Below are 17,168 nucleotides of genomic sequence, written 5' to 3' on the forward strand. Positions count from 1 at the left end.
AATGTTGAAAAAGATTTGCCGGCGAAGGCGTGAAAGCTTTTGTCGGCTTTTTTTATTTAAAAAATGGTTGGATGATCATTAAATCCACCCCATTTCTTCATTCACCTTTTCACACGCCCGATTCCAAGCCTCCCGCCCTTCCGGCGGCAAACTGAAATATTCAACAGCGTTCATGTAGGCCAATTCGTAAGCGCTCATTCCGGCTTGCGGCAAATTCTCCGCAAAAATCCGCGCGTCATATTCTTCAACCGGCATTTGTTCTAAACGGTCCGTAAACGCCCGATTAAAGAAGTATGTTGTAAAATGTCCAAGTTCCGAAAAATCAATCGTCACCCGTTCATATTCATCCAGCGCACGGTTAATTTCCGTCTTTATAGCATCGGCGTCGCTGTCGGCAAAACACATTGAAATGAAATCCTTGGCTTTAATCGTCACTGATTTTTTCCGGATGGTTTGGGACATTTTTTGGGATTTTTTAATTTGAACGGCTTTTGACTCATTTTCCCGTTTTGCGATCTTTTCTTTGTTCCGTGATTTTGACGCTGACATTTTTTCCTCCGTTATTTTGTATAAATCTGAAAATACCGCATCAATATATAACTCTTTTTAAATTTCAACAAAGAAGAAATATAAAAGATAATTCTATTAAAATGAACGCTCACCAATGAAATTGAACGTTTGGTTCACTGTTTTTAGATTTCAGTTTGCATCTGCAGTGACTGTTTTTAGATTTCAGTTTGCATCTGCAGGTGACTGTTTTCAGATTTCAGTTTGCATCTGCAGGTGACTGTTTTTAAATTTCAGATTGCACCTGCGGGTGACTGTTTTCAGATTTCGGATTGCATCTACTGTTTCCAACAAGACACATGATTCCTGATCCGATTTGTACCCACAGATTCCAACAAGACAGTTTCTGCTTTGCTCAGACTTGTACCTCCCAATACTGCGAAATCCGCTTAAACAGACGCAAAGCGTCTGTTTAAGCGGGATGGTTTTCACGGAAAGAAGAGAAGAGAAAAGAAAGAAGAAAAGGGGAAAAGGAAGACGGAAAAATGAGAGAAATAGAAAATGATGTACTGACAAGTTATTAAAAAATAAAAGTGCAGACAGTTTTCGCGGACTCAAAATAAAAAGCGTCGCCATAACGCGCGCGCATGGCGCCCGCCAAAAAAAAACAAAAAAAAGGAAAAAGAAAAGGAATCGGCTTATTTGCCGATTTTCTTCGCCAAAATCCGTCTCAAATAATCGGATGAGCCGGCCGCTTTGTCGGAAATGTTGGTCAGCGATTTCGCCAAGTGGGACAAATGGTAAACGCCGGCGCCGCCGATTTCTGATTCGTACTTGAAAACCTCGCGCAGAAGTTTCGTTTCGCAGACGTCGGTCTCGTGTTCCAATTCCTCAACGGACGGAATCATATTGATGACTTTTAGAACTTCCGTTTTGTTGTAAGACGTCGTATCCAATTTACTCAAGCCGCAGATGACGCTTTCATAGGCTTTGATGCACTCCACTGTCTTTTCCATCAATTTTTTGAAGCCGTCTTTCACCGGGTCCGGCAAATCGGCGCCCCGGCGCAGCGACATCCAATTGGCGGCGTCTTGCGCGTTGTTGGCAATCGAATCCTGAGATTTGAGGAAATTGAGCAGCGCCGCCGTATCCAATTGGATGACGACCGACGACGGAAGCTCCGTTCTGAATTTCTGCTTGATCTTGTCGGCGTCGTGTTCCAAATGATCGACTTTCAAACACAGCCGCTCAGCTTCAGCGTCATTCCCAACCAAATAAGCGTCCATCATTTCAGAAAGCGCTTCAACAGACTCGATTCCTTTTAACGCATGGTCCACCAGCGGCACCAACGGCGAATCGACAAAAATATCCAAAACCGAACGCATAAAAGGCATTATTGACCACCCTCATTTTTTATTTACAAATATTACTTTCACTTTAATTTTGAATAAATTAATAATTAAAATTTAAAGATATTGCCTAATAGGCTTCTCTCCTTATTATCTTTTTTGAAATATGAAAAGAAGAGAACGCAGAAAAAGTGGAAAAAAGAAATCTGAAAAGGAAAAAAGAGAAAAAAAAGGAAAGAAAAAAGAAATCAAAAAAAAGAAAAGAAAAATGAAAGGCCTCTTCACAAGAAGAAGATAGCCAAAACATAGAAAATGATACCGGACGTAATGGCCGAAACCGGGACGGTGACGATCCAAGACAAGCCGATATTTTTGAGCACTTTTAAATTGATTCCGGAAAGACCGCCGGCCAAACCGACGCCGATGACCGCGCCGACCAAAATGTGCGTGGTTGAAATCGGAAGTCCGATATAACTGTGCCCCAAAACAACAGCGGCCGTTGCAAACTGGGCGGAAAAGCCACGCGTTGGCGTCAATTCCGTAATTTTGCTGCCGACCGTATCAATGACTTTGTAACCCCAGGTGGCGAGACCGGTCACGATGCCGAGACCGCCGAGAAGCAAAAGCGCCGTCTGCAAGTCAAAAGAATATGGACCGTACATATTGAAAACAGCGTAAAGCGGACCGATCGCGTTGGCCACGTCGTTGGAACCGTGGGAAAACGCGACGAAACAAGCGGTAATCACCTGAAGCAGAATGAATTTTTTCTCAATCCGCGGAACCTCTTCCGTTTTTTTCAGGAACAATTTCCGGACGGCATAGAAAATGATGTAAGCGAGAACAGCGCCGAGGAGCGGCGATAAAAGCCAGCTGCCGACGATACCAACCATAACCATCCAATGAATGTCGGAAAAAGAAATGATGCCGTAAACAGCGCAAACCAAACCGAATCCTAAAACAGATCCGACAATCGAATGCGTGGTCGAAACCGGTAAATTATAAAGCGTTGCAATCGTAATCCAAAACCCGGCCGCCAGAATCGCACCAAGCATGCCGACGGCGACGATATCGGGACTGATGGCAATGATGGAATCCAACGGAACAATGCCTTTGGCAATCGTGTCGGTGACGCTGCCGCCGAACAACAAGGCGCCGGTCAATTCAAAAAAGGAAGCGATAATAATCACTTGTTTAATCGTCAGCGCTTTTGACCCGACGGACGTCCCCATCGCATTGGCCAAATCGTTGGCGCCGATGTTCCACGCCATGTAAAAACCCGCCAGAGCGAGAGCAATACCTAATACTAAATCCATAAATTAACCCAACCGAATCAAAATAACAACAAATGTTCACGAAAATATATGTAAAATACAATCGAATAACCCTAATTATTTGAAGTTTGGATTATTGTTGGGATTGGTTATAAAACTTATTTCTATAAAATATATAGACTATATATTTCAAAGATTCCGAATCATGAACCATTAAAAACAAAAAAAGAATCAAAAAGAAGGTATAAATGAAAAGGAATGCATAACAAGTTCAAAAATAGAATATAATAAATCATAATGACAAATCAAATAAATTCATGGAAAAGAGTTGAAACCATGTCTCCGTCAAACATTATTTTAATCGGCATGCCCGGCGCCGGCAAAAGCACGACCGGCGTTCTGCTCGCCAAAACCCTCTGCATGTCCTTTTCGGACACCGACCTGCTCATTCAGGAAAAAACGGGCACCCCCCTTCAGGATTTGGTCGACAAATACGGATTTGACGGTTTTACAAAAATCGAAGAAGAAATCATCTCAGAGATTTCGCCGAAAAACACAATCATTTCCACCGGCGGCAGCGTCATTTACAGCGAAAAAGCCATGAAACACCTTCAAAGCCTCGGCACAATCGTTTACCTCAACGTCTCTTTCCCCGAAATCATGCGCCGCATTCAAAATATTTCCACCCGCGGCATCGCCCTTCACGACGGACAAAGCCTGGAAGATTTATACGAAGAACGCCGCCCGCTTTATGAAAAATATGCAGACATCACCGTTGACGGCGACAAAAAAACAGTGGAAGAAATGGTGACGGAAATCGCTGAAAAAATGAGAAATAGAAAATAATAATAGGCACAACCCTTTCTTTTTTTCGCAGCGGCCAAAACTCATCGCCATAACGCGCGCGGCGCCGGCGCAATTAAAAAAATAAAACGGCAGAGCGGCGCAGCCGCAATTCGCGAAGCGAACTTTTGGAAACAGTCTCCCACCGCCCTTGAAAATTTGCGACCGAAGGGAACAAATTTTTAATAGAACATCACCCAGAGTCCCAAAAGAATCGACACGACGCCGCTCAGCGCCCGAATCTCTTTTTTGTATTTCCGAATCAGTTTGGTGAGCGCGTATCCGCCCAAGAATCCGACAATTAGCAGCGGTGTGATAACGCCGAGACAGAAAATGAGCAGCATGCCGAGATCCGAAACGGAAACCGCAAATCCAATCTCCGTACCGGTTTCAATTGTTTTGTCGATCAGAACCAGCAAGAACGGGAACGTGCACGGCACCTTGACGAACGAAAACAGAATGCCGAGAACAAAAAGTCCGGGATAAGACGTCACATATTTTCGGGAAACATTTTTGTATTTCTCATCCCAGGACGCCGGCAGCGAAAAGAGGCCGACCAAGTGCAGACCGATGACGATGACGATAATTCCGACTAAAACGGAAATCAGATCCGCGCCGGAAACGGAATAGCCGAACAGTGTGAAAATGGTACCGGAAAGCGATTTTTCAAAGATGATAAAGACCATGCCCAGAACCAAATAACTGATAATGAGACCGGCGGCAAAAACCAAAACCCGGAGAATACTTTCTTTGGCGTCCAAAAATCCGAACGACAACGTTTCATCTTCATCCGCCTCTGCGTTTGAGCGGCTCAGCTCGTCTTCGAGATCAGATTTCGAAGCGGCGGCGACATTTCGTTTATTCTTTTCTTCTTGAACCGATTTTCCATCCGCGTTGGCCGTATACACGAAAATAAATCCGAGCATCGCCATCAGACAAGTGGACAATCCCGCAAAGAAGCCGAGAACGTAAGCAAATATTTTCGGGGACCCGGCGACAAAATTGTTAAACCAAACGGCGGCGTCTCCAAAGACGGACAGGAACGGGAAAATCGTCAAAATATCAGCAGAACCTTCCGGAACACCGGAGGAACTGTCCGATGCAGAATAATCAGGAACGACTTCACCGTTGATAACTTTGAGAATATAATCTTCTAAATAACCATCTTGTATTTTGTTATGCTCAAACCGCTCGTTTCCGATATACGCCACCGGAACATACGGATAGCCTTTTTCTTTGAGAAGATCGTAATTTTTCGGGCGGTCCACATTGTATTTGACCAGCGTTACATTATATTTTTCCGCTAAACCTTCAATAATCGGCGTTGTTTCTTTGCAAGTACCGCAGCTCGGCTGGTAAAAATATTCAATGACAATTTTCTGTCCCGACGCGTCTGTTGCAGCCAATGCTGTATTGAGCGCAATCGGTGACAAGAAAACGGCAAAGACCATCATCAATAAAAGCCCAAAAATGAAAACGGAAGAGAGTATTTTTTTGGATTTGGACAAAGAATAGAAGAATGATATAAAATTAGAGGATGACATAAAAACGAACAATGTTTTGTTTTCATTTAAATCTTTGGAAACCGAATGCTTTTTTTTCGAATCTTCAAAGCCCATCGCCATAACGCGCGCGCAAGCTGCTGCATGATAAAAAACAAAAAGAAAATGCAAAACAAAAGAGAAAAATGAAATAAAAAATGAAATAAAAAATGAAATAAAAAATGAAATAAAAAATGAAATAAAAAATGAAATAAAAAATGAAATAAAAAATGAAATAAAAAAAAGGAAAGAAAGAATTGACAAATTGTCAATTCTCAGCGGCGGTCGTCCATTTTCGGCGGCGCTTTGCCGCTGTAGGAGGTCGCCATGTGTTCCGGTTTGACGTCCGGCATTTCGCGCGTGTATTTGGCGCGTAAAACGTCGTCGATCCGAAGAATCATGACGGAAGCTTCCGTCGCAGACTTAATGGTGTTCAATTTAACACGGAGCGGGTCGATGACGCCTTCTTTTTCCATGTCCACCACTTTTCCGGTGAAAACGTTGACGCCGGCGTTTTTGTCTTTGGTGTGGGCGGCGCGAAGCGCAATCGTGAGGTCGATGACGTCAAGACCGCCGTTTTTAATAATCGTCTTCGGGAGTTCTTCAATCGCGTCGGCGTAAGCGGCCACGACGCGCTGCTCGTATCCGCCAATCGTCGGCGCGTAAGCGCGAAGCGCCAGCGCGACTTCCATTTCGGAAGCGCCGCCGCCGGCCACGACTTTGCCGTCTTCGATGATGGATTTGACAACCCACAGAGCGTCGTTGATGCAGGTGCTGACGCTGTCGGCGTGCTGGAGCGTTTCGCCGCGAACGATGATTGTCGCTACTTTAGAGTTTTTGGCGTCCCGGATAAATGTTTTTCCGACGCCGTTTTTAACTTCCTGCTCCATGAGTTTGGCTTCGCCCAAATCTTCGCTTGAGATTTCACGAACGTTTTTGATAATTTTCGCGCCGGTAGCATAAGAAACATGTTCGGCGTCTTTTTCTTCAATCGGGCGGGACACATAAATGCCGCGCTTGTCGAAATATTCCAAAACGACCGGTTTGACCATTTTGGTGGAGAAAATGACATTCGCACCGGTGTCGGCAATTTGTTTGGCGACGTCCAGCATATTTTGGATTTCATTTTCCAAGATGCGGTTGCGCTCTTCCGGCGAGCCCACAACCATTTTTGATTTGGCTTTGGTCTTGTGAACTTCAATTTCAGCGTTCAAGACCGCGATCTTCGGATTTTCAATGCGGCTGGGCGCATTCTTGTTCAAAGAGTTGGTGGACAGCGCAATGCCTTCAAGAACTTCGGTTTCTTCCATCCGGCGGTTGAGCTCGACGATTTCGAGAACGTCGCTTCTCACATTAACGAATCCGCGCTTTTCAACGATTTCGGCAGCCTTCACACAGACTTCGGCAAGGTGTTCTTTGTGAACGTCAGGCGCCTTTCCGGTAATGGACGTCATGGCGGCCTTTTTCAAGATTTCACGGCCGGCCGGTGTTCCGACTTTGACGTCAGTCGCGCGGTCATTTAAAACTTCAAGCGCTTTTTCTTCGGCAATTTTGAATCCTTTAATAATCACAGTCGGGTGGAATCCCTTTTTAATCATTTTTTCGGCTTTGTCGAGAAGCGCTGCCGAGAAAATCACCGAGCTGGTGGTTCCGTCGCCGGCGGTGCTTTCAAGCGTCTTAGAGACTTCGACGATCATTTTAGCGGCCGGGTGCTCAATGCCGATGTCTTTTAAAATTGTGACGCCGTCGTTGGTCATGCTGACAACGCCGAGTTTGTTGATCAGCATTTTGTCCATGCCTTTGGGACCGAGCGTGCTTTGAACCAAACTGGCGACGGTTTTCGCCGCCGTGATGTTCATAAAAATCGCTTCTGTGCCTTTCGTTCTCTCTTTACCGGGGTCTAAAACAATAATCGGGCCTGTTTTTGCCATAAAATAATCTCCTGATTTTTGAGTGATAGAATAATAAAACTTGAATAATAAGTCATTGTCAACGTTCTTCTAAAACTGTTTTGAGAAGAAAAATCGATAAAATATAACAAATAACTGATTAAAGTTCTATAAAAAACCGTCGGTCTGTAACAGATAAGGAAATAGGCGGCAGCATGCAAAAATGAAAAGATTCAACAACAGAATCAAGCCGGAAACAACATAATAGCTGATACTGAACCGAAATTACACTGAAAACAACATTGAAAACAACCGGAAAACAACATATTTATCGAGTCGAGCAAACAGCCCCGCAAAATCAGACGCTTTGCGTCTGTATTTTGCGGAATTTCGTATTCAAGATACATTTTAATTTACAAATACGGATTACACATTCAGTTTTATTGTTCCGATTTGTACCTTCTGTTTTCTATTTTTAGTTCAGATTGCACCTTCAGTTCACTATTTTTAAATTTTAGATTGCACCTACTGTTTCTAACAATACAGTTGTTTCTTGGTCCGGTTTTGCATCTTTTGTTCCATACTCCAATCCAACTCATCGAAATCCGAGAAAATCAAACGCAAAGCGTTTGATTTTTCGGGATGGTTTGTTTGACATTTGAAATAAGTGCCCCATCAGTTTTTAAAGACTCAAAAAGAAAAAGTGTCGCCGTAACGCGCGCGCAGGCTACCCGCCAAAAAAAGAAAAAAACAAAAACAGAAGAAAATAAAAAACAAAAATAAAAAAAGAAACGAATTGAAACGAAAGATTATTCCGTTTCCACATCCGCTTCGCCTAATTTTTCAATCAATCTGGAAATCACGACGTCAGCCGCGCCTTCCACGAACTTAATGCTGCCGACCACCAAGTGGCCGCCGCCGTTCACGCCGGAGCCGACCAATTCTTCACGAAGCTCGCGCACGATTTGCGGAATGTTCATGAGCACTTTTTTGGACCGGATCACGGCAAAATCGGGACCGAGTCCAAGCGTGATGACCGGCTGTCCGGGGTAACGGACGTTGCACATGATATCGTGGATTTCGCCGGACGTTTTTCCCGGCGGCGGGAACGTGAATTTGTGGGCGAACTGTTCCACGTCGATTGTGTTCAAAATGGCGCCGCTCTTGAGCGTCGTCGTTTTGACGTTCGGGAGCGACACATCCAACTGATCTTTAATCATGCCGTTGGCTTGCTCGCAAAGCATTTTGACCAATTTGAGGTGTGTTTCATGGTCGCGCATATCTAAAATATCTTCGATAATTCCGACACCGCTGCCGAATTTCAGCCAATATTGTTCGTAATCCAATGCCATCGCCATTTCTTTGAGATGCTCCGGCGTGTATTTTCCGAGAACCAAATCCACATATTGTTCAAATTCAGGCGCTGCGGAACGGTCGCCGGTTCCGGCCACGGCGGCCAGATGGACAATCTGGTCCGAGACGTCCGGATTGATCATGCGGGCGACTTCCGTACAGAGCATGCCGGCCGTGAGTCCGAAATCGCCGCCGACCTTGTACGGGTTGACGTGGGCGAGTAAGTATTCGTCCGCCGCGTCGTCCGGGTGATGGTGGTCGATGACGACAATGTCCATGCCGTACACTTGCGTGTGTTTGTACGCCGGAATATCTTCTTCGGTGGAACCGTTGTCCACCATGACGACCATCGGCATCGGCTGACCGAATCGGATTTCATCTTCGACGGCATAAGAAACGTCTTTGACGACGTCCATTAATTCGTAAAACGGCGCCTTGGACGGCGAGCGTTTATAAGCCCGGTATTCGGCGTCGGAGCCGCCGGTTTCGCGGATCAGCGGCAAAATCGCTTTTTCAATCGCAATCGCGGAAGTAATACCATCAGCGTCGGCATGGTGCCGAAGAATAATCGGCCGGGACCGGAGAATCGCTTTTCGGATTTCCTTGGCCGCTTGAAGCATCGTGGGGCGGAGTTTTTCGAGAACCGGACTGTCCACCAAAAAGGAAACGTCATGCGGCTCGGCTCTAATGTCGATGGCTTTTTCCACGCGGTCCAAAAGAGAAGCCGTTTCATCTTCGGAAAGCTGTTTGAGACTCATCAGTTCGATCTGAATCGCATTGTCGCGCAAATTCACTTCACCGACAGCAGCCACTGCCATTCCGTTCAGAATATCAACATAAGAACGTTTGCCGGCGCTTTCAAACCCGGCGCACGGAACCTGACCGCTTTCGTCGGCGATCGTGAAAATCGTGGGACCGCCGGTTTGCTTGATTTGCAGAACTTCGCCGAGCATCTTAACGGTTTTGCCGTTGTCCTTGGCAGTCAAATCACCGATCAGCGTCACCGGAATTTCTTTTTCCACCGTCACCGTTTGGAAATTCGACGGTTTTTTGGGCACCAAATCGAGTTTGGTATCGCGGCCTTGGCGGCTGATGTTTTTCAACTGAATGATGATTTCATCGCCCTTTTGAAGGTTGGCGTGCGGCGCTTCAAAGTTTTTCTCATGCATGAGCCCTTTGATGCTGTCGTTGAGTTTGATAAAAGCGCCGAGACCGGCGACCATACCGTCGACGCAGCCTTTGTAAAGCTTTCCGCTTTCCAAATCGTCATAATCGCAAGAATTATCCAAAACAAAAACAACCGACGATGACAAGCAAGCGTTGCAGATTTCTTCACCGTTCGTGTTCAAATACGGAATGGAGCGTCCGCAGCGGGTACAGTTGTAGGTTTCCCCTTTTCCGCGGCAATCCTCGCATTTTTGTTTCTTTTCATACATTCCGGAGCCGCCGCACGTATCGCACGCGCCGTTGACAAAGGAACTTAAATTTTTTTCGGAGAGGTCCATCAAATTGATGGATTTGGATTTCCCGGCCGACACGGTGCCGCTGCACTTCGGACAGGGACCGGACTCCAGAATCAGGAATCCTTCACCTCTGCATTTAGAACATTTTTCACTCATAATTACTCTCTTTGGAGTAAACAAATCTTAGAATATAAACCATTGCAAAAAAAGAAAACAAAAATAAATTTTTTCAAAACTTTTAAATTTGACAAAATTCATTGATGATTGATGTTTAAATAAAACGGATGGAAAAGAAAACGAAATGTGTCGGCAAAATAATCCGCTGCCCACATCAGGAGGAAAAAATATGATTCACATGATAAAAGAATACGAGCGCATCGTTGTTTTCCGTTTGGGACGCGTCAACGGCATCCGCGGCCCGGGACTCGTCATGACGGCGCCGTTCATCGACCGCTGCGAAAAAATAGATATGAGAACGGTGACGATCGACGTCCCAAAACAAGACATCATCACCAAAGACAATGTAACGATCACCGTCGACGCGATCGTCTATTACAGAGTCACCGACCCGCAGATGGCGATTACGGAAGTGGAAGACTACAAATATGCGACGTCCATGCTGGCTCAGACCACGCTGCGCGACATTTTGGGACAAATGGAACTCGATGAAGTGCTCACCCAACGGGAAAAGGTCAACGAAGAACTCCAAAAACTGCTGGACCGGGACACCGATCCGTGGGGCATTCGCGTGTCTTCCGTCACCATTCGGGACGTCAGCCTGCCCGACTCCATGCTGCGCGCGATTGCCAAACAAGCCGAAGCCGAACGGGAGAAGCGTTCCAGAATTATTTTGGCGGAAGGCGAACAGATTTCCGCCGTCAAAATGAAAGAAGCGGCCGAATTGTATGACCAGATTCCGGTTGCGATCCGTCTGCGTGAACTACAGACGCTGTCCGAAATCGCCCGGGAAAAGAATTTGATCGTCGTGACCAATACAACCGGCGCCGCCGATATGGTCGCCATGGCGCAGGCAACGGAAAACAGAAAGCAGCAGAAATAAAAAACAGAATCGGAACAAAGTAAATAATACAAAATCGGCACAAAAGTAAGTAATAGAAATCGGAATGAAAGTAAACAAAACAATCGCAGCAAAATAAAGTGATAGCATGAGCAATGTCAGCAATAATTTTCAAGTCTTTATGGAAGAATCCGGCGACGTCGGCAAAGCGTTTATGGATTTGACGACGCGGGCAGCCGAGGCCAGTGCCTTGGATCAAAAAACGGAAGAATTAGCCTATATCGCGGTTTTAGCGGCGCTTCGAATGACAAGCGGATTGACGTTTCACGTCAAAATGGCCAAAGCGGCCGGCGCCACGCGCGAGGAAATCAAAAGCGCCGTTTTGGTCGGGCTGCCGGCAGCGGGATTGGTTGTCACGGAAGCGTTTGCTTTGGCTTTGAAGAGTTATGATGAATAACAATTCAATTTTTATTTTTTAAATTGACAGTTTGTACCGACAGTTCACTATTTTTAAATTTCAGTTTGCACAACTGTTCCAACAATACAGTTCTTTCCTAATCCGTTTTGCACCTACAGTTTTCCACCTCAATTGTATCTGTTCGCGGTATCCGTAAAATACAAACGCTATCGCGTTTGATTTTACGGGTTGGCTTTTATGACATATTGAAATTGCCGAACATATTTCCGCGACCGAAGGGAGCCGTTCGCGAAGCGAACTTACGGGAACAGCCTCCAACCGCCCTTGAAAAATTCCTAGCGAAGCGACGGAATTTTTCGGTTGATTTTTCGGGATGGTTTGCTTGACACAAAATAGAAATTGGAATACAATATTTAGCTCAGAATCAATAATTGATCCCTGATTTTTGAAAACGCAAAACGAAAATGTGTACCATAAACGCGCGCGGGTGCCACCGGAAAAAACCAAAAAATTTGAAAATCAAAGATAAACAAGAGTTAAAAAATAAAAAACGTGGGGCCGGTGAGATTTGAACTCACAACCGACGGGTCTCTCCGAATTGCCGTATTGTCCGGCGACTCTGTACCGCGCAAAAACTTCAGCGCTCCAACGGTTCTTCATTGCGTATCCCCGTCGGGATATGCTCAGGTGACCCGTTGCTCATCATAAATATCCGCTGGAGCCCATCGCCCTACCAGGTTAGGCCACAGCCCCTTAAAAACAATCATCCGCGGACGGTTACACGCGTCCCGAATCATTGACTGACTGCTACAAATGAAATAATTCAATATATCCTTAACGGTCAAAACACCAAATTGAAAGCTTCACATTTTTATATTATTTGTCTCTATTTGCTTTATTTAATAAAATGTTTGAGAGAGAAATATGGTTCTTGAAAGTTTATCCACACTGGACAAAGTCGTCCTTGTCTTAATCATCCTGTTGCTGCTCAAAATTATGTTTGATATCAACCGGCTGATGAAAAGAAAAAATATGATCGCCCGGCAAAAACAAATGAGTCAGCAAGTGAATCAGACGTCTGCTGAACACCGGCTTCACCAAATGGAAAAAGCAACTGCTGTTGACGCCGATTTTGTCGAAGAAGTGACCGTTGTTGAAACGGTGGAAGTTCCGGCCGATTCGGAACAAAAGAATTAACTTTCTTTTTTCTTTCTTTTTCTATTGTTTTTGGCTTTTTTGGCGGGCGGCGGCGCGCGCGTTATAGCATTGTCTTTTTCTAATTTTCTGAAAGAATGATTCGGTTTCAATACCGGAACAGAAACAGCCGCACGTTTGCGAAATTTAAAGGGAGCACTTCTCCTATAAAAACTGTGTCATTTGAAGAAAATCGAAAATATTAATAATGTCTATGTGTTTTCAACTTTTACAAATAAAAGGAGAGGATACGATGACGGATTTTTATTACATAACGCCTGACGAAAACATTCAGCTTTTTTCCGGCACGCTTTATCACGGAACAACAAAAGAAAACGCTGCGAATATTTTGGAAAATAATTTTCTCCCCTCTTCAAACCCGAATTTGCATTTGGGAGACGGCGTTTATTTTTATGACAACGAAACTTACGCCATTTGGTGGGTTATTAAAAAACCGGTTTGTAAAGTTCCAAAAGACAGGTTGAAAAAATACATTTCCGAACAAGATTTAACTCTTTGTAAAGACGTGTTTGAATGTTTTTTAAAAAATTTAGAGATCATCGTTGTTGAAATTGAGAATGCAAAACATTTGAGTTTGGATGATTCAGCCAATAAAAGAATATTCGAGAATTTTTATCAAAAACTGAAGGGAAAGAATGAACAGAATCAAATGCTCAACAACAGGTCAATATACAATGTTTTTTTCGAATGGGCCCCTTTTAAAAATGAAATTGATATGGCAAGCATGACCACAAATTATTACAATTTTAGCAAAAATCGATCTCCCTCTAACCCAATGCTCCCTCATGAAGCGTATTTGTACAAAATATATTGCGTTAAAAATATAGATATTCTAAAAAAAAGAAAAAGGTTATATATGACCCCGGAAAATATTGAATACTGTCTGGAATTTATGATCCGGAAGGAACAGTTATTCCGAAAAAACAGAGGTGATTAATGATGAAAAAACAAATTGTTGAAGATGTCAATATTGAAGATGCGGAATTGAAAAATAAAGGATTATACCAAGCAATGATCGAGTGGGTTGACAGTCTATCCCAAGAAGAAGTGGATGCCATCTTTGAAAAATATGGGACAGCCGAACGCATACCCGGACAATGTTATTCAATTCATGATGAATATGTTCGGCAAAAAGAATTGGAAAACAAGAGAAAGGAAAACAGAACATGAAAAACAAAAACGAAATAAAGATTGGTGAGAAAAAGAGAATATTATTCACCTGAATCTTTATTTCACACTTTATTTTGCTTATTCTTTTCAATCAATTCATTATCATGAACGACTTTTTTCCCTTTTTCCATCGGAATGACCGTCAGTTCCGCGTTGTCAAACGTTTTTAAGAGCGGATCCGTGTCGGCAATCCGGTCCAAAGCAATCGCGAGTGCTGCCACTTCGGAATGCGGCTGGTTGCCGACGGCGACGTTCCAATCGGAAACCTCATAGATTTCCCCCGGCACCTTCTCGGCGCCGACGATGAACATCAGCTTGCTTTCTTTTTTGAGTTCCGGAACGGCGTCCGGCAAATTAATGCCGTACATGGACAAGTGACACACTTTGCCGCCGACTTTTTTCCAGTTGTTGATTTCTTCCATGGCGTTCGCGTCGTTTTTGATAAAGAACTCTCCGCCCCAGCGGGGAGCAATTTCTTTGATGTTTTCTTCAATTTTCGGGTCGTCGGACGCGAGAATCATCCCGTCGGCGCCGAGCGCGCGCGCCGTGAGCCCCACGTGCGTCGTAATTCTTTTGTCCCGCTCCGGCCGGTGGCCCAAACGCAAAACCACAATCTCTTTCTCTGTCATAAAATCACGAATTTTTAAAGAATATTTTCAATTTCAAATTCAATCGACAATACCGTTTAAAATTAAAAAGATTTTGTTCGCGACCCGAAATCAACCGGATGGACAACAATAAAAAAAAGTGCCGGCGAACAACCATCCGGAACACACAAATGAAAAATAATGAACAATAGAAGCGTATATGAGCAATAATTATATAGTATATCACCTGTAAAGTTTTAAAATAAAATCAATGGCGTATATTTTTATTCTTTCAGAACCATAATAATAAAAGCCTTTGACATTTCTTTTATTATTTCATGATTTTGTCTCATGAATTTATTCTCATTCACGAAAAGAAGTGATATTTTTGGATATAAAAAATTTTGTTCTTGAAAACGAAGCCGGAGTCCGAAAAAACAAACGGCTTTACAAAATATTGGACTTTTTGTCCGTCACTCTTTTTTTGCTTCTTGTGGCGGTCCTGTTAAACCTCGGCGACTTGTTTAAACTCATTCCGCCGCTGGAGCCGTACGTCGGTTTGTCCCCGGACATCCCGCTCCTGTACATCCGCTACGATACGATAATTTTATTCTTCATCTGCGCCATTGTCACTTACGCCGGCCTTTATTTGTACCGCCGCTACCGGTCAAAAATATACATCTGGGCCGGAAGAACGCCGCCGAAAGATGAAAACTCGTTCGACATCATGGAACGCCTTCACCCGGAACTGAAAGACCGTCTCCGGACCGCGTACGACAATCTGGACGACAACAACATCATCGCTGCCGATTTGAAACAGCACGTTTCCAAAGACATTGAAGGCATTTCCGGCAAAGAACTGACCAACAAAAAGAAAATCCGGGCCGGCCTCGTTGCCGTCGCTTTTTGCGGTATCATTCTGCTGGCCATCTTTTTCACTGGATTTACATCGCCCCTTGACCCGGCTTCCGCCGTCACCGAGCGCTTGCCCAGCTTTGCGGTCGACCGCCCGGACGTTGATCCGGACAACAGCACGACCGTGAACGAAAGCGCGTCGTCGACCGCCGTCGGAACGCCGCCCATTTCGGAAGATCCCGGCGTTGAAATTGACGTGACGCTGCCCCCGGGATCCGGATTCGGACCGGGAGAACTGCTCAACGAAAGCGACAACAAAACGTTTGAGCCGTCCAAATACTATCCGCCCGAAAGCCTCAGCTCAACCCACTTTTATGACACGCTGCCGGAAGGATACGCCGATTTGATCAAAGATTACTTCCAAAAATTAGCGGAAACCAGCTAAAAGCGGAGTCCGCATTACTTTTTATTAATTTTATGACAAAATCAGTTACATTCATTCACCATTCAATTTATTGATTCAAATTCAATTTATTTATTCAAATTCAATTTATTTATTCAGATTCGATTTATTGATTCAAGTTCAATTCATAAAAATAACAGACGAACATAGAGGAAAAAATATGAGCATGGAAAACAGTGTTGAAACAGACAGACAACAACAAGACATGGCGGAATTCCGCGAAAAACCGATGGCCAGAGAAAACAACATCGACAACGCGCCGTCCGCCAAAACATATGAAAACGCGCAGCGGATCTTTAAAACATTGTTTGACGAAATCGGAAAAGTGATCGTCGGACAAAACGAAACCGTCGAACAAGTCATGATCGCCATTTTATGTAACGGTCACGCCCTCCTTGAAAGCAATCCGGGTCTCGGCAAAACCTTGACCATTTCCACCATTTCCAAAGTGATCGACTTATCCTTCAACCGTATCCAGTGTACGCCCGACTTAATGCCGGCCGACATCACCGGAACCACCGTCGTCGAAGAACACGGCGGCAACAAAGTTTTCCGGTTTGAAAAAGGACCGATTTTCTCAAACATCATTCTGGCCGACGAAATCAACCGTGCTTCCCCGAAAACACAATCCGCGCTTTTGGAAGCCATGCAGGAAAAGCAGGTGACCGTCGCCGGTGTCACCCACGCGCTTGAAAAACCGTTCTTCGTTCTGGCCACTCAAAACCCGATTGAGCAGGAAGGAACTTATCCCTTGCCGGAAGCTCAGCTCGACCGTTTCCTCTTAAAAATTTTCGTCCCGTACCCGGACTTTAACGAAGAACTTGAAATTGTGAACCGCTACACAGCGCTGTCCAACCCGTCCACCGAACGCGGCATTACGAAAGACACCTTGCTCAGCCTCCAAAAATTAACACGCGAAGTTCCGATTTCCAACGAATTGAAACAAAAAGCCATTCAATTGGTCATGAAAACCCGTGAAGGCGGCATCATTGAATACGGTGCCTCTCCGCGCGCGTCCATCGCCATTATTTTAACCGCCAAAGCCCGCGCCCTCATCCACGGCCGCAACTTCGTCGCCGAAGAAGACGTCCACGCCATGGCCTACCCCGTTTTGAGACACAGAATCATTCTGACCTTTGAAGCGGAAAGATCCGGCATGACGCCCGACGACGCCATTAAAGCGTTGATTTCACCCAAGGGCAAATAAGTCCGCAGCAAACAGGCAT

General features: G+C 44.7%; 16 protein-coding genes and 1 tRNA gene. 9 read left to right on the plus strand and 8 right to left on the minus strand.

The features are described 5' to 3' along the window. Positions 1-78 precede the first annotated feature (78 nt). The 3 genes from MsAg5_RS00085 to MsAg5_RS00095 all read right to left on the minus strand — a co-directional run bounded on the left by MsAg5_RS00085 (position 79) and on the right by MsAg5_RS00095 (position 3,169). On the minus strand, positions 79-549 hold the full coding sequence (locus MsAg5_RS00085; protein WP_338098573.1) for an STAS-like domain-containing protein: 471 nt from the start codon (positions 547-549) through the stop codon (positions 79-81). 656 nt (positions 550-1,205) lie between these two features. Then, positions 1,206-1,901 (minus strand): TIGR00153 family protein, encoded by a 696-nt coding sequence (locus tag MsAg5_RS00090; RefSeq protein ID WP_338098574.1) that lies wholly within the window; start codon positions 1,899-1,901, stop codon positions 1,206-1,208. Positions 1,902-2,137: 236 nt separating this feature from the next. Continuing rightward, on the minus strand, positions 2,138-3,169 hold the full coding sequence (locus MsAg5_RS00095) for an inorganic phosphate transporter (protein WP_338098575.1): 1,032 nt from the start codon (positions 3,167-3,169) through the stop codon (positions 2,138-2,140). Positions 3,170-3,463: 294 nt separating this feature from the next. Between MsAg5_RS00095 and thrB the strand changes: the two genes are divergently transcribed. Continuing rightward, complete coding sequence (thrB, locus tag MsAg5_RS00100) at positions 3,464-3,973, plus strand: homoserine kinase (RefSeq protein WP_338098576.1); 510 nt, start codon at positions 3,464-3,466, stop codon at positions 3,971-3,973. Between the two features lie 179 nt (positions 3,974-4,152). Here thrB and MsAg5_RS00105 read toward each other — a convergent pair whose 3' ends face one another. Both MsAg5_RS00105 and thsA read right to left on the minus strand, forming a co-directional pair. Next, on the minus strand, positions 4,153-5,514 hold the full coding sequence (locus MsAg5_RS00105) for an urease accessory protein UreH domain-containing protein (protein WP_338098577.1): 1,362 nt from the start codon (positions 5,512-5,514) through the stop codon (positions 4,153-4,155). Positions 5,515-5,786: 272 nt separating this feature from the next. Continuing rightward, positions 5,787-7,442, minus strand: a complete 1,656-nt coding sequence (gene thsA / locus MsAg5_RS00110) for a thermosome subunit alpha (RefSeq protein ID WP_338098578.1) — start codon at positions 7,440-7,442, stop codon at positions 5,787-5,789. Positions 7,443-8,051: 609 nt separating this feature from the next. Between thsA and MsAg5_RS00115 the strand changes: the two genes are divergently transcribed. Further along, positions 8,052-8,183, plus strand: a complete 132-nt coding sequence (locus MsAg5_RS00115; protein ID WP_338098579.1) for a hypothetical protein — start codon at positions 8,052-8,054, stop codon at positions 8,181-8,183. Positions 8,184-8,209: 26 nt separating this feature from the next. Here MsAg5_RS00115 and MsAg5_RS00120 read toward each other — a convergent pair whose 3' ends face one another. Continuing rightward, a complete protein-coding gene (locus MsAg5_RS00120; RefSeq protein ID WP_338098580.1) occupies positions 8,210-10,372 on the minus strand; it encodes a DHH family phosphoesterase in 2,163 nt (720 codons plus the stop codon). Positions 10,373-10,562: 190 nt separating this feature from the next. Between MsAg5_RS00120 and MsAg5_RS00125 the strand changes: the two genes are divergently transcribed. Together MsAg5_RS00125 and MsAg5_RS00130 are read left to right on the plus strand one after the other, a co-directional pair. Beyond that, positions 10,563-11,276 (plus strand): slipin family protein, encoded by a 714-nt coding sequence (locus MsAg5_RS00125; protein ID WP_338098581.1) that lies wholly within the window; start codon positions 10,563-10,565, stop codon positions 11,274-11,276. Positions 11,277-11,382: 106 nt separating this feature from the next. Further along, positions 11,383-11,691, plus strand: coding sequence for a carboxymuconolactone decarboxylase family protein (locus tag MsAg5_RS00130; RefSeq protein WP_338098582.1), 309 nt, complete (start codon positions 11,383-11,385; stop codon positions 11,689-11,691). A gap of 514 nt (positions 11,692-12,205) precedes the next feature. Here MsAg5_RS00130 and MsAg5_RS00135 read toward each other — a convergent pair. Then, a tRNA-Trp gene (locus tag MsAg5_RS00135) sits at positions 12,206-12,405 on the minus strand. Positions 12,406-12,576: 171 nt separating this feature from the next. Here MsAg5_RS00135 and MsAg5_RS00140 point away from each other — a divergent pair. The 3 genes from MsAg5_RS00140 to MsAg5_RS00150 all read left to right on the plus strand — a co-directional run bounded on the left by MsAg5_RS00140 (position 12,577) and on the right by MsAg5_RS00150 (position 14,037). Further along, positions 12,577-12,849, plus strand: a complete 273-nt coding sequence (locus MsAg5_RS00140; RefSeq protein WP_338098583.1) for a hypothetical protein — start codon at positions 12,577-12,579, stop codon at positions 12,847-12,849. 250 nt (positions 12,850-13,099) lie between these two features. Further along, positions 13,100-13,804: a poly(ADP-ribose) polymerase family protein gene (locus MsAg5_RS00145; RefSeq protein WP_338098584.1), complete on the plus strand. Its 705-nt coding sequence runs from the start codon at positions 13,100-13,102 to the stop codon at positions 13,802-13,804. Positions 13,805-13,806: 2 nt separating this feature from the next. Then, positions 13,807-14,037 (plus strand): hypothetical protein, encoded by a 231-nt coding sequence (locus tag MsAg5_RS00150; protein ID WP_338098585.1) that lies wholly within the window; start codon positions 13,807-13,809, stop codon positions 14,035-14,037. 62 nt (positions 14,038-14,099) lie between these two features. Here the strand turns inward: MsAg5_RS00150 and MsAg5_RS00155 are convergent, their stop codons facing one another. Continuing rightward, positions 14,100-14,666, minus strand: coding sequence for a tRNA (cytidine(56)-2'-O)-methyltransferase (locus MsAg5_RS00155; RefSeq protein ID WP_338098586.1), 567 nt, complete (start codon positions 14,664-14,666; stop codon positions 14,100-14,102). Between the two features lie 346 nt (positions 14,667-15,012). Between MsAg5_RS00155 and MsAg5_RS00160 the strand changes: the two genes are divergently transcribed. Together MsAg5_RS00160 and MsAg5_RS00165 are read left to right on the plus strand one after the other, a co-directional pair. Beyond that, complete coding sequence (locus MsAg5_RS00160; RefSeq protein ID WP_338098587.1) at positions 15,013-15,924, plus strand: DUF7502 family protein; 912 nt, start codon at positions 15,013-15,015, stop codon at positions 15,922-15,924. 247 nt (positions 15,925-16,171) lie between these two features. Beyond that, positions 16,172-17,149: an AAA family ATPase gene (locus tag MsAg5_RS00165; protein ID WP_338098648.1), complete on the plus strand. Its 978-nt coding sequence runs from the start codon at positions 16,172-16,174 to the stop codon at positions 17,147-17,149. The last annotated feature ends 19 nt before the right edge of the window (positions 17,150-17,168 follow it).

Origin of the sequence: Methanolapillus africanus (genome assembly GCF_032714475.1) — an archaeon.
Lineage (GTDB): Archaea > Halobacteriota > Methanosarcinia > Methanosarcinales > Methanosarcinaceae > Methanolapillus > Methanolapillus africanus.